This window comes from Kitasatospora sp. MMS16-BH015 (genome assembly GCF_002943525.1).
GTDB lineage: Bacteria > Actinomycetota > Actinomycetes > Streptomycetales > Streptomycetaceae > Kitasatospora.
In genome coordinates this window covers 5,739,090-5,751,229 of record NZ_CP025394.1, presented here as the reverse complement: position 1 = coordinate 5,751,229, position 12,140 = coordinate 5,739,090, and the positions used below count along the sequence as shown (strand labels likewise).

Sequence of the window (12,140 nt, the reverse complement as noted above, 5' to 3'; positions counted from 1 at the left end):
GCAGTTCCCCGCGCCCCCGGTGGTTCAGCTCGTAGGAGAAGCCGAACCCGAACCGGAGGCCGAGACCGAGCTGGACGCCGAAGCCGAATCCGAGCTGCTGGGCGAAGGCGTCGGAGTCGGAGTCGGAGTCCCCGGAGTCGTCGGAGTGCCCGGCGTGGTCGGGGCCGTCGGAGTCGGCGTGGTCGGGGTCGGCGCCGGAGTCGGGGTCACCGGAGGCTTGCCGGTGGGCGTCGGCGTCACCGGAGGCTTGGTCACCGGCCCGGCGGTGGGCGTCGGCGGAGCGGGCGTGGGCGTCGGGAGGTTGACCGGCTTGGTGGGCTGGATCGGGGTGGCCCCGTCGGCGCCCTGGGGGATCGGCGGGACGGTCCACTGGCCGCCCGCGTCGTCCGCCGTCGAATCCGGGTCGGGCCGGACCGCGCCGAGGATCGGGCTCATGCCGATCGGCGAGACCTTGACCACGGCGCCGGTGTGCGGCGCCTGGGTGACCAGCCCGCCGCCGATGTAGATCGCCACGTGCGAGGCGTCCTCGTGGTAGAGGATCAGGTCGCCCGGGCGCAGCTGGTTGAGCGGCACGTGCTTGAGCTGGGCCCACTGCTCCTGGCTGGTCCGCGGGATCTGCACGCCGGCGCTCAGCCAGGCCTGCGAGGTCAGCCCGGAGCAGTCGTAGGTGTTCGGACCCTCCGCGCCCCACTCGTAGTCCTTGCCGAGCTGAGCCATCGCGAAGGCGACGGCCTTGCGGCCGGCCGCCGAGGGGGTGCGTTCGCCCTTGCCGAGGGCGCCGGAGGCGAGGAAGGCGAGCTGGGAGGCGTCGGCCTGCTGCTTCTCCAGCTGGGCCAGCTCGTCCCGCTGGGCGCCGGTCAGCGAGGCGACCATCTGCTCGACCTCGGCCAGCCGCTTGGCCACGTCCTCCTTGGCCTGGGCCTGCTGGGCGGTGAGCGCGGTGGACTTGATCAGCGCCTGCTCGGCCTGGGCCTGGAGCTCGTTGAGCGTGCTGCGGTCGGTCTTGAGCTTGTCGAGGAAGACCGACTGCGAGCGGCCGGCCGCGGCCAGCAGCTCGGCGATCATCACGGCCTCGTACGGGTCCTTGGCGAGCAGCAGGTCGGCGTACTCGGAGGCGTTCCCGTTGCGGTACTGGGCGGCGGCGAGCAGCGAGGCGAGGTCGGTGCCGGCGTCCACCGCGCTCTGCTGGCGGGAGACCCGGGCGCGCAGGTCGGTCACGGCCGCCTGCTCCTTGGCCAGCTCGGCGACGGCGCCGTTGTACTTGTCGGTGGCCAGCTCGGCGTCCTGGTAGAGCTGGTGCAGCCGGTCGAGCATCGGGCCGAGGGTGGCCTTGGCGTCGGCCAGCGGGTCGGCGCCGGCGGCCACCGTGATGGTGGGCGTCGGGGCGGGGGCGGCGTACGCGGCGGTGCCGAGCGGCAGCGCGAGCGAGGCGACGGCCAGCACGGCTCCGCAGCGCAGCGCGGCGCGCACCCACGGGCGCGTGCCGCGTCCGGCGAGCCCGCCGCCTGCCTCCGTGCGCTGTCCAGCCCCCATCGGCCCCGCCCTCCCGTGAACCCGGCCTCTGCCGGGCGTTCCGCGCCGCTGTACTACCCGGTAGTACCCCGTCCTGCCCAGCGAATCCTGTCACGGGCCCGCCGGAAGCAGACAGGGGGTATCCATACGATCTGACGAAATTCTAAGGAAGCGTCAGACCCACTGTGAGACAGGTCTCACCATACCCGGACCAAAGCGGGCATCTCGCCATAAAACCGCACGTCACGGCGGCTTTCGACACCCCCCGGCAGCCTCTGATCCATCCACCTGACACCGTCGGCGCTGGGATTCCCGTTCCAGTTCACCTTCTGTTCACCAACCGTCCCTACCGTCGCCCATGACATCAGCGTCAGTACGACAACTACGACGATTGTTTGGGTATGGAACACATCACGTTCCTGGTGGCCGTTGTGATCATCACGGCGCTCGCCTTCGACTTCACGAACGGCTTCCACGACACCGCCAACGCGATGGCCACGTCCATCGCCACGGGAGCCTTCAAGCCCAAGGTCGCGGTCACCGTCGCCGCGGTCCTCAACTTCGCGGGTGCCTTCCTCTCCGTGAAGGTCGCCACCACCATCTCCGGTGGCATCGTCAACGAGAAGGTCGGCATCCAGCCGTCGATCATCTTCGCGGCCCTGGCAGGCGCCATCCTGTGGAACCTGCTGACCTGGCTGCGCGGCCTGCCCTCCAGCTCCTCGCACGCGCTGTACGGCGGCCTGATCGGCGCCACCATCGTGGGTGTAGGGATGAACGGCGTGAACTTCGGCGTGGTGGTCTCCAAGATCCTGATCCCCGCCGTCGCCTCCCCGATCGTCGCCGGTGCGGCGGCCTGGGCCGCCACCAAGCTGGCGTACCGGATCACCCGCAGGAGCAACGAGGAGTCCACCGCCAAGGGCTTCCGCAAGGGCCAGGTCTTCTCGGCCTCGCTGATCTCGCTCGCGCACGGCACCAACGACGCGCAGAAGACCATGGGCATCATCACCCTGACGCTGGTCTCGGTCGGCGCCCTGCCCAAGCACGCGCTGCCCCCCACCTGGGTCATCGTCAGCGCCGGTGCGGCCATCGCGCTCGGCACCTACATGGGCGGCTGGCGCATCATCCGCTCGATGGGCAAGGGCCTCACGGACATCCAGCCCACCCAGGGCTTCGCCTCCGAGTCGGCCGCCGCCACGGTCATCCTCACCTCCTCGCACATGGGCTACGGCCTCTCCACCACCCAGGTCTGCTCCGGCGGCATCATGGGCGCCGGCCTCGGCAAGCCGGGCGGCACCGTCCGCTGGTCGATGGCCCGCCGCATGGTCTACGCCTGGGGCCTGACCCTGCCGGCCGCCGCCGTGGTCTCCGGCGCCGCCGCCTTCGTCGCGGACAAGGGCACCTGGGGCGTCCTGCTGGTCGGCGTGGTGCTGGTCGCCGGCTCCGCCGCGATGTACGTGATCTCCCGCCGCCAGCCTGTCCACTCGGGCAACGTCAACGAGGTCACCCCGGTCGAGGTCCCGACCGCCACCACCGCTCCCGCGACCACCGTCGCGGCCTGAGCCCGGAAGGCAGCAACCGATGAGCATGAGCATCAAGTGGGCCGCCCTGGCCCAGACCGCCGGAGTCAGCGTGGTCGTCACCGTCGCCGTGGTCGCCGTCTTCGCGGTCGGCATCATGGCCCTCTCTGCCCGGGAGAACGCCCTCGCCGGCGAGACCCGCAACACCACCAAGGCGGGCGCCGCCCTGGCCACGGCCGGAGTCTGCTTCGCCGCCTGCGCAGCGGTCGTCCTCTACGGCCTCTCCCTGATCGCGGCGTAGCCAGTTGCACCACCGGGGGCGCGGGGACTGCGCGCCCGGCCCGGTAGCTCGCCGCAGATCGCACAGATGCCCACTTGCACCGTCATCGGACAGTGCAAGTGGGCATCTGCGTAAGACGACAGGAGTGTCCGGAGCCGGCCGCGCAGTTCCCCGCGCCCCTGCTTTTCTGTCCCACTCAGTCCCGGACGAGCTCCAACTTCGGCTGAGCGGCTGCCTCCTCGACCGTCGTCTTCAACGGCGCTTCGCGGATCAGGAGCACCAGCAGGAAGGCCAGCAGCGCGAACGGCGCCGCCACCAGGAAGACCGAGCCGACCCCGCGGCCGAAGGCGTCCGTCACCAGCGGCACCACCGGAGCTGGCAGCTTGTGCAGGTCCGGGATCTCGTTCCCGCCGCCGTGCAGGCCGGCCGCGGCGAGGTGGTGGGAGACCCGGTTGGCCAGCAGCGCGCCGAGCGCCGAGACGCCCATCGCCCCGCCCATGGTGCGGAAGAAGGTGACGGTGGAGCTGGCGGCACCGAGCTCGTGCCGGGGCACGGTGTTCTGGACGGCCAGCACGAGGTTCTGCATGGTCAGCCCGAGGCCGATGCCGGTCGCGGCCATGTAGAGCGAGAGCAGCCCGTACGGGGTGTCGTCCTTGACCGTGCCGAGCAGGCCGAAGCCGACCGCCAGCAGGAAGGTGCCGGCCACCAGGAAGCCCTTCCAGCGGCCGTACTTGGTGATCAGCTTGCCGGCCAGGGTGGAGGAGAGGGCCAGGCCGAGGATCATCGGCAGGGTCAGGATGCCGGCCATGGTCGGCGACTTCTCCTTGGCCAGCTGGAAGTACTGGCTCAGGAAGGTGGTCGCGCCGTACATCCCGATGCCCACCAGCGCGCTGGCCCCGGCCGCCAGCGAGACGGTGCGGTGGCGGAAGAGGCTCAGCGGCACGATCGGCTCGGCCGCCCGCCGCTCGGCCAGCACGAAGAGCACCGCCAGCGCGAGCCCGCCGCCGACCATCGCGGCGGTCTGCCAGGAGAGCCAGTCGTAGTTCTTGCCCGCCAGGCTGATCCAGATCATCAGCAGGCTCACCGCGCCGGTGATCAGCAGTGCGCCGAGGTAGTCGATCTTCGCCTTCCGCTTCACCACCGGCAGGTGCAGGGTGCGCTGCAGCACCACGATGGCGATCAGCGAGAACGGGATGCCCAGGTAGAAGCACCAGCGCCAGCCCAGCCAGCTGGTGTCCACCACGACCCCGCCGATCAGCGGCCCGCCGATGGTGGCCAGCGCGAAGACGGCGCCGAAGTACCCGCTGTACCGGCCGCGCTCGCGCGGCGGCACCATGGCGGCCAGGCAGATCTGGGCCAGCGCGGTGACGCCGCCCGCGCCGATGCCCTGGAAGACCCGGCAGGTGATCAGCTCGGTGATGTTCTGCGAGAGGCCGGCGCAGGCCGAGGAGACGATGTAGATCACGAGCCCGATCTGCACCAGCAGCTTCTTGCTCACCAGGTCGGAGAGCTTGCCCCAGATCGGGGTGGAGGCGGTGAGCGAGAGCAGCGCGGCGGTGACCACCCAGGTGTACGCGGACTCGCCGCCGTGCAGGTCGCCGAGGATCCGGGGCAGGGCGTTGGAGACCACCGTCGAGGAGAGCACGGCCACGAAGAGGCCGAGCAGCAGCCCGGAGAGGGCTTCGAGCACCTGACGGTGGCTCATGGTCACCGGCGTCTGCGCCGGCGGTGCGTCGTTCATCTGGGATCCTCCGGCCTGAGATTTCGTTGCCTTGGGCAACCATAATCCGAGATGGTTGACTTAGGCAACATTTTTCAAGCCAAAGGACCCTGGCGGCCGAACACCGCCCCTACTCGGTCAGCTCCCGTCGAGCCGTCGGACGTCCACCTCGCCGGTCAGCTCGTTGAACCGCTCCAGCAGCTCGGCGAACCGCTCCACGTCCACCGTCTGCCAGGTGGCCATCAGCGCGCGGAACCGCGCCATCCGCCCCTCCCGGGCCCGGCGGTACCGCTCGGCGCCGTCCGCGGTGAGCGAGACCAGCGAGGAGCGCCGGTCCAGCGGGTCGACCTCGCGGACCACCAGGCCGAGCCCCTCCAGGGCCTTGATCTGCCGGCTGATGGTCGGCTTGCCCACGCCGAAGTGCAGGCCGATGTCGGTCAGCCGCACCGGGCCGGTCTCCTCGATGTGGCCGAGCAGGCTGTACGCGACGCCCTCCAGCGCCGGGTGCACCCGCCGGGACATCTCCGCCGTCCGGGCCCGGCCGCGCCGGAACAGCACCGCCACCTCGCGCTCCACCGCCAGGAACGCCTCCTCGGCCGCCACCTCGTCACTCTTCCGGCCAGCAGCAGTCATGGCGCCCAGTATCCCGTAGGGCGCGCCCCCGTCCCGCCCGGCACGCCTCCCACGTCCGGCAACTGTTTCATGATATGAAGTATCCGTTCTGTCCGATTAGCACCGTTCCGGGCCGCCGGAACGACCGATGGGAGCGCACCTCGATGGCCCAGCGAGTGGAACGACCGGACAGGGGATTCCTCGGCGAACTCAAGGGAGCTGTCACCCCGCGTGCGGCCCTGCTGGTGATCGGCGTCCTGCTGCTCCAGCTCGGGTTCATCACCTCGTACGTCGGCGCGCTGCACAGCCCCAAGCCGCACGAGCTCTCGGTCGCCGTGGTCGCCCCGCCGCAGGTGGCCCCCAAGCTGGTGGGCGCGCTGGAGCAGGTGCCGAACGAGGCGGTGAAGGCGAGCACCGCCCCGGACGCGGCCACCGCCACCCAGCGGATCAAGGACCAGAAGCTCTACGCCGCCCTGGTCTTCAACCCCACTGGCACCCAGGACACCCTGCTCGTCGCCGACGCGCGCGGCCCGGCCGCCGCTCGGGCCGCCACCACGGTCGTGACCGCCCTCGACCAGGCCCAGGGCCGCACCGTGCAGGTGGAGAACGTCATCCCGCTGGCCAAGGGCGACGCCAACGGGCTCTCCTCCTTCTACCTGGTGATCGGCTGGTGCGTCGGCGGCTACCTGGTCGCCTCGATCCTCGGCATCAGCGCCGGGGCCCGGCCGGCCAACGGCAACCGGGCGGTCATCCGGCTGGGCGTGCTCGCGCTCTACTCGGTCGCGGCGGGCATCGGCGGCGCGGTGATCGTCGGGCCGGTGCTGAACGCGCTGCCCGGCTCGCTCTGGGGCCTGTACGGCCTGGGCGCGCTGGTGGTCTTCTCGGTCGGCGCCATCACCATGGCGATGCAGTCGCTCTTCGACATCATCGGCATCGGGTTGGCCGTGCTGGTCTTCGTGGTGCTCGGCAACCCGAGCGCGGGTGGCGTCTTCCCGCCACCGATGATGCCGACCTTCTGGCGGGCGATCGGCGCCTGGATCCCCAACGGGGCCGGCACCGACGTGGCCCGCTCGATCGCCTACTTCGGCGGCACCAACATCGGGATGCCGCTGCTGGTGCTCTTCGTCTGGGCGCTGATCGGCATCCTGGTCACCCTGGTCGCGGTGGTCCGCAAGCCCCGGCTGGGCCGCCCGGCCCTGAGCGGCCAGGACTGACCGCTACGGCACCCGTTCCGGCTCCGGCCTCCCGGCCGGGGCCGGCGGCGTGTCCGGCAGGAAGACCCAGCGCTTCATCGCCCAGTACCGGAAGACCATCGCCAGCAGGGTGCCGACGATCATCCCGCTGAGGAAGTCCGCCACCTCCTGCCCGAAGTGGCTCACGTCCGGCTCCCGCAGGTCGAACACGTACCGGGAGAGGGCCAGCGGCGCGTCGTTGACCAGGATCGCGAGCCCGCTCACCACGAAGAACAGCACCGCCTCGCGCTGGCGCCCGTTCGCCCGGAAGGCCCACTGCCGGTTCAGCGCGTAGCTGACCACCGTCGCCAGGACCGTGGCGATGGTCAATGCGATGACCGGCTTCTCCTTCAGCACCGTGAGCTTCAGCGCGAAGTTGACGACCATCGTCAGCACGAAGCAGGTCCCGCCCACCAGCAGGAACTTCACCAGCTTGCGGTGACGCACCAGCAGGGGTCGCACCCGTTCGGGCACCAGGGCCAGGGCCCGTTGTGTAGGTGACGGCATTTCGGCAGTCTCGCACGAGCGGATGAGAGCCGTGTGACGGCGCGGGAAACCTCTGTCCAGGGGCGCGGAGCCCCAGTCGACGAGCAGAGCCCCGCGCCCCTGACGGTCACGCCCGGATCAGCACCTCCGCGGAGTCCAGGGCCAGCTCCAGGACCTCCCGGACATCGGCGACGGGATGGACCGTGAGGCGGGCCAGCACCTCGGCCGGGACGTCGTCCAGATCCGCCTCGTTGCGCTTGGGGATGATCACCGTGGTGAGCCCGGCGCGGTCGGCGGCGAGGAGCTTCTGCTTGACCCCGCCGATCGGGAGCACGCGGCCGGTCAGCGAGACCTCACCGGTCATGGCCACCTCGGGGCGGACGCGGCGGCCGGAGAGCAGGGAGGCCAGCGCCGTGGTCATGGTGATGCCGGCGCTCGGGCCGTCCTTGGGGACGGCACCGGCCGGCACGTGCAGGTGGATGCCGCGCTCCCGCAGGCCGGTGACCGGCAGCTCCAGCTCGGCGCCGCGCGAACGCAGGTAGGAGAGCGCGATGTGCGCGGACTCCTTCATCACGTCGCCCAGCTGACCGGTCAGGGTCAGGCCGGTGCCGCCGGTCTCGGCGTCGGCCAGCGAGGCCTCGATGTAGAGGACGTCGCCGCCCGCGCCGGTGACGGCCAGGCCGGTGGCCACGCCCGGCACCGCGGTGCGCCGCTCGGCCGGCTCCTGGGCGGACTCGGGGGTGTGGTGCGGACGCCCGATCAGGCCGCGCAGGTCGGCCGCGCCGACGGTGGTGGGCAGCTCGCGCTCGCCCAGCTCGCTCTGCGCAGCGATCTTCCGCAGGATGCGGGCCACCGAGCGCTCCAGGTTGCGGACGCCCGCCTCGCGGGTGTACTCCCCCGCGAGCAGCCGGAGCGCCGCCTCCTCGACGGTGATCTCCTCGGGCTTCAGCCCGGCCCGCTCCAGCTGCCGGGGCAGCAGGTGGTCACGGGCGATGACCACCTTCTCGTCCTCGGTGTAGCCGTCGAGGCGCACCAGCTCCATCCGGTCGAGCAGCGCCTCGGGGATGGCCTCCAGCACGTTGGCGGTGGCCAGGAAGACCACGTCGGAGAGGTCGAGCTCGACCTCCAGGTAGTGGTCGCGGAAGGTGTGGTTCTGCGCCGGGTCGAGCACCTCGAGCAGCGCCGCCGCCGGGTCGCCCCGGTAGTCGGAGCCGACCTTGTCGATCTCGTCGAGCAGCACGACCGGGTTCATCGAGCCGGCCTCCTTGATCGCCCGCACGATGCGGCCCGGCAGCGCGCCGACGTAGGTGCGGCGGTGGCCCCGGATCTCGGCCTCGTCCCGCACGCCGCCGAGCGCGACCCGGACGAAGTCACGCCCCATCGCCCGGGCGACCGACTCACCCAGCGAGGTCTTGCCCACCCCGGGCGGCCCGACCAGCGCCAGCACCGCGCCGCCCGCCCGTCGCCCACCACCACCCTCAACCGAGGCGCTACGCGCCGCCCCTTCTGATCCACGCCCGCCGACCAGCCCGAGCCCCTGGTCGGCCCGGCGCTTGCGCACGGCCAGGTACTCGACGATCCGGTCCTTCACGTCGCCCAGGCCCGCATGGTCGGCGTCCAGCACCGCCCGCGCGCCCTGGATGTCGTACGCGTGCTCGCTGCGCTCGTTCCAGGGCAGCTCCAGGACGGTGTCCAGCCAGGTGCGGATCCAGGAGCCCTCCGGCGACTGGTCGGAGGAGCGCTCCAGCTTGTCGACCTCCTTGAGCGCGGCCTCCCGCACCTTCTCGGGCAGGTCGGCGGCCTCGACCCGGGCCCGGTAGTCGCCCTCCTCGTCGACGGCCTCGCCGTTCAGCTCGGCCAGCTCCTTGCGGACGGCCTCCAGCTGGCGGCGGAGCAGGAACTCCTTCTGCTGCTTGGCGACGCCCTCCTCCACGTCCTTGCGGATGGTGTCGTTGACCTCCTCCTCGGCGAGGTGGTCGCGCAGCAGGCCCAGCGCGAACTCCAGGCGGGCCACCTGGTCGGCCTCCAGCAGCACCTTGAGCTTCTGCTCGGCGGTGGCGAACGGCGCGTACCCGATCTGGTCGGCCAACTCGCCGATGCCCTCGATCTGGGCCACCCGGTCGACCACCTGCCAGGCACCGCGCTTGCGCAGCCACTGCGTGGTCAGCGCCTTGTACTCCTTCACCAGCTCGGCGGCCCGCCCGGCCACCGGCAGCCCGGCGTCGGACTCTCGGAACGCACTGGTCTCCACCCAGAGCGCGGCCCCCGGCCCCGTGGTACCGGCGCCGATCCGCACCCTTCGCACCGCCCGCACCAGCGCGGCCGGCTCCCCGTCGGCCAGCCGCCCGACCTGCTCGACGGAGGCCAAGGTGCCGACCGCCGCGTACGAGCCGTCCAGCCGGGGCACCAGCAGCACCAGCGGCTTCCCGCCCTGGGCCCCGGCCCGGGCGGCCTCCACGGCGGCCCGCACCTCGGTGTCCTTCAGATCCAGCGGCACGACCATGCCGGGGAGCACGACCTCGTCGTCGAGCGGCAGCACAGGCAGAGTGAGCGGAGTGGACGTCGATGCCATGATCTCTCCCCAGTCAGCGAAGTTGAGTTGACCTGACTAAGGTTTGGCGATCCCGGATTGTTCCCGCCCCACTGTTCACTCTGAGAGAACAACAATCCCCCAGGGGCGCGGGGAACTGCGCGAAGCGGAAGGAGCGCGCCGTGAAGATCGCAGAGATGCCCACCTGCACCGTCAACGGATAGTGCAAGTGGGCATCCCGGTAAGACAGCAGCAGAGTGCAGGGTCGGCCGCGCCGTTCCCCGCGCCCCCAACTTAAGATCACGCCCCAGCAAGGACCAGACGCCGGAGCCTCCACGGGGCCCGGGGTCCGCCCCGGAGCCAGCGCCAGAGCCCCACCCCGACCAGGAGCGCCACCGGGTGCCCGACGCCCGTCACCAGGTCGGTGCCGTCGGCCAGCTGGTGGCCGATCATCACGGCGGCCACGCCGAGGGCGACGACCCGCCCGCCCGGCCGGAGCAGGCCGGCGAGTGCGCCGAGGCTGGCGAGCACGCCGTAGCTGACGCCGATGTCCAGGGAGTCCAGGGCGGCGTCGCCCATGCTGCCGGTGGCCACGGCGATGGCGACCACGGCCTGGGAGATGAGGGTGGCGATCACGTGGCCGGCCGCGAAGACCGCGGCGGCCCGCCAGGCGCCGACCCGGCGTTCGAGCGGGGCGACGGTGAGGGCGAAGGCCCAGAGGTAGGGCATCCAGAGCGGGCCGGCCACCCAGAGGCCGCTGCAGAGCAGCGAGACGATCGGGCGGTGCAGCAGGTTGTGGCCGTCGGTGCTGGAGATGGCCTGGAGGCGGTGCACCAGGTCGGGGTCGGCGCAGCGGGCGAAGAGGGTCGTCCCGAGCAGCACGAGGAGGTAACCGAGCGCGAAGCGGTTGCGCCTGGGCGTCGGCACGACGCCGATCACCCGACCGAGCACGCCGTACCGGAGCCCGTAGCGGAGGCCGCCGTAAGGCACCAGCGTCTCGGCGAGCGGCCCCGACTCACGGGGCCGCGCGGTCTCGCTCTGCGCCTGTGACATGTCGCCTCCACTCCCAGCTGTTCCGCCCCCCGGACTTCGCTGCCAGCAACTTGTCGTGCCCACGGTACGTGGCACTTCTGAGAGCCGGCTGAGGATGCGCTGTGAAGATCGCTTGAAGAGCCGGCGCCCCGGCCCTCACCGCGGCCCGGAGCCGCCCTCTGTTTACGGACCAGTAGCCCCGCTGCTGAGGAGTGTGCCATCCCATCAGCGGCATACGCACCGTTACGGGCGATATTTTTGCCGGGTAAGGTATCGCCCCGTGCCCCGTCCCGACCAGGTCCGGCACCCGCCGCCCGGGCCGGAAATGTCCGGTTGACCTGCCAGGACACCAGCGGTGTCCGTACGCTCGCTGGCGGGGCACAGCCCACGACGGAACAAGACGACTACGAGCGGAGCCCGCTGTCCCCACAGGCAGCCGGCCCGTAGCCCTGGGGGCGGTGGCGTGACCGTGACAGACATTCAGCAGGACACCAGCAACGGCGCGGTGAGCACACAACGACGCGTGCTCGTCGTCGAGGACGAACCCACGATCGCCGAGTCGATCGCGGCCCGGCTGGGCGCGGAGGGGTTCAAGGTCGCCGTGGCCCACGACGGGCCCGGCGCGGTGGACGGCTTCCACACCTGGCAGCCGGACCTCGTCGTGCTCGACGTGATGCTGCCCGGCTTCGACGGCCTGGAGGTGTGCCGCCGGATCCAGGCGCAGCGCCCGGTGCCCGTCCTGATGCTGACCGCGCGGGACGACGAGACGGACCTACTGGTCGGCCTCGGGGTCGGTGCGGACGACTACATGACCAAGCCGTTCTCGATGCGCGAGCTCGCGGCCCGGGTCAACGTGCTGCTGCGCCGCGTGGAGCGCGCCCAGCAGGCGGCCCGCACGCCGGCGCTCGGCAGCTTGCGCTTCGGCGAGCTGGAGATCGACCATGTGCAGCGCCGGGTCCGGCTCGGCTCGGGCGACGTGCACCTGACGCCCACCGAGTTCGACCTGCTGGCCTGCCTGGCGGCGCAGCCGCGCGCGGTGCTCACCCGTGAGCAGCTGCTCGCGGAGGTCTGGGACTGGACGGACGCCTCGGGCACCCGCACGGTCGACAGCCACGTGAAGGCGCTGCGCCGGAAGATCGGCGCGAGCTGGATCCGCACGGTGCACGGAGTCGGGTACGCCCTGGAGGCACCCCTCTCGCAGTAGTGGCACCGGGCGTTC

10 protein-coding genes are annotated in these 12,140 nt (G+C 71.5%); 4 read left to right on the top strand and 6 right to left on the bottom strand.

Going from position 1 to position 12,140, the window contains the following annotated elements; all coding sequences use genetic code 11:
* Positions 1-24: 24 nt before the first annotated feature.
* A complete protein-coding gene (locus tag CFP65_RS24880) occupies positions 25-1,533 on the bottom strand; it encodes a C40 family peptidase (protein WP_158702348.1) in 1,509 nt (502 codons plus the stop codon).
* Between the two features lie 380 nt (positions 1,534-1,913).
* On the opposite strand from CFP65_RS24880, the gene CFP65_RS24875 reads away from it, so the two are divergent.
* On the top strand, positions 1,914-3,071 hold the full coding sequence (locus CFP65_RS24875) for an inorganic phosphate transporter (RefSeq protein ID WP_104818279.1): 1,158 nt from the start codon (positions 1,914-1,916) through the stop codon (positions 3,069-3,071).
* A 19-nt stretch (positions 3,072-3,090) separates the two neighbouring features.
* Positions 3,091-3,330, top strand: a complete 240-nt coding sequence (locus CFP65_RS24870; RefSeq protein ID WP_371682459.1) for a hypothetical protein — start codon at positions 3,091-3,093, stop codon at positions 3,328-3,330.
* Between the two features lie 175 nt (positions 3,331-3,505).
* Here CFP65_RS24870 and CFP65_RS24865 read toward each other — a convergent pair whose 3' ends face one another.
* Both CFP65_RS24865 and CFP65_RS24860 read right to left on the bottom strand, forming a co-directional pair.
* On the bottom strand, positions 3,506-5,050 hold the full coding sequence (locus tag CFP65_RS24865) for an MDR family MFS transporter (RefSeq protein ID WP_104818278.1): 1,545 nt from the start codon (positions 5,048-5,050) through the stop codon (positions 3,506-3,508).
* A gap of 117 nt (positions 5,051-5,167) precedes the next feature.
* A complete protein-coding gene (locus CFP65_RS24860) occupies positions 5,168-5,662 on the bottom strand; it encodes a MarR family winged helix-turn-helix transcriptional regulator (RefSeq protein ID WP_104818277.1) in 495 nt (164 codons plus the stop codon).
* A 143-nt stretch (positions 5,663-5,805) separates the two neighbouring features.
* Here CFP65_RS24860 and CFP65_RS24855 point away from each other — a divergent pair, with 143 nt between their 5' ends.
* The gene (locus CFP65_RS24855) at positions 5,806-6,855 is read left to right on the top strand and encodes an ABC transporter permease (RefSeq protein ID WP_104818276.1); all 1,050 of its coding nucleotides are present in this window, start codon (positions 5,806-5,808) and stop codon (positions 6,853-6,855) included.
* A gap of 3 nt (positions 6,856-6,858) precedes the next feature.
* Here the strand turns inward: CFP65_RS24855 and CFP65_RS24850 are convergent, their stop codons facing one another.
* From CFP65_RS24850 to CFP65_RS24840, 3 genes are all read right to left on the bottom strand, one after another.
* A complete protein-coding gene (locus CFP65_RS24850) occupies positions 6,859-7,380 on the bottom strand; it encodes a GtrA family protein (protein WP_104818275.1) in 522 nt (173 codons plus the stop codon).
* 106 nt (positions 7,381-7,486) lie between these two features.
* Entirely contained in the window at positions 7,487-9,931 is a 2,445-nt protein-coding gene (gene lon / locus CFP65_RS24845; RefSeq protein WP_104818274.1) for an endopeptidase La, read from the bottom strand.
* A gap of 258 nt (positions 9,932-10,189) precedes the next feature.
* Positions 10,190-10,942 carry a rhomboid-like protein gene (locus CFP65_RS24840; RefSeq protein ID WP_104818273.1) on the bottom strand — a complete coding sequence of 251 codons (753 nt, stop codon included), beginning with the start codon at positions 10,940-10,942 and terminating at the stop codon, positions 10,190-10,192.
* Between the two features lie 448 nt (positions 10,943-11,390).
* On the opposite strand from CFP65_RS24840, the gene CFP65_RS24835 reads away from it, so the two are divergent.
* Complete coding sequence (locus tag CFP65_RS24835; protein WP_174805571.1) at positions 11,391-12,125, top strand: response regulator transcription factor; 735 nt, start codon at positions 11,391-11,393, stop codon at positions 12,123-12,125.
* Positions 12,126-12,140: the final 15 nt, after the last annotated feature.

What these genes read in the sequence shown, in the direction of transcription:
- CFP65_RS24880 (WP_158702348.1), bottom strand. Translation starts at nt 1,533, where the DNA reads ATGGGGGCTGGACAGCGCACGGAGGCAGGCGGCGGGCTCGCCGGACGC.
- CFP65_RS24875 (WP_104818279.1), top strand. Translation starts at nt 1,914, where the DNA reads ATGGAACACATCACGTTCCTGGTGGCCGTTGTGATCATCACGGCGCTC.
- CFP65_RS24870 (WP_371682459.1), top strand. Translation starts at nt 3,091, where the DNA reads ATGAGCATGAGCATCAAGTGGGCCGCCCTGGCCCAGACCGCCGGAGTC.
- CFP65_RS24865 (WP_104818278.1), bottom strand. Translation starts at nt 5,050, where the DNA reads ATGAACGACGCACCGCCGGCGCAGACGCCGGTGACCATGAGCCACCGT.
- CFP65_RS24860 (WP_104818277.1), bottom strand. Translation starts at nt 5,662, where the DNA reads ATGACTGCTGCTGGCCGGAAGAGTGACGAGGTGGCGGCCGAGGAGGCG.
- CFP65_RS24855 (WP_104818276.1), top strand. Translation starts at nt 5,806, where the DNA reads ATGGCCCAGCGAGTGGAACGACCGGACAGGGGATTCCTCGGCGAACTC.
- CFP65_RS24850 (WP_104818275.1), bottom strand. Translation starts at nt 7,380, where the DNA reads ATGCCGTCACCTACACAACGGGCCCTGGCCCTGGTGCCCGAACGGGTG.
- lon (WP_104818274.1), bottom strand. Translation starts at nt 9,931, where the DNA reads ATGGCATCGACGTCCACTCCGCTCACTCTGCCTGTGCTGCCGCTCGAC.
- CFP65_RS24840 (WP_104818273.1), bottom strand. Translation starts at nt 10,942, where the DNA reads ATGTCACAGGCGCAGAGCGAGACCGCGCGGCCCCGTGAGTCGGGGCCG.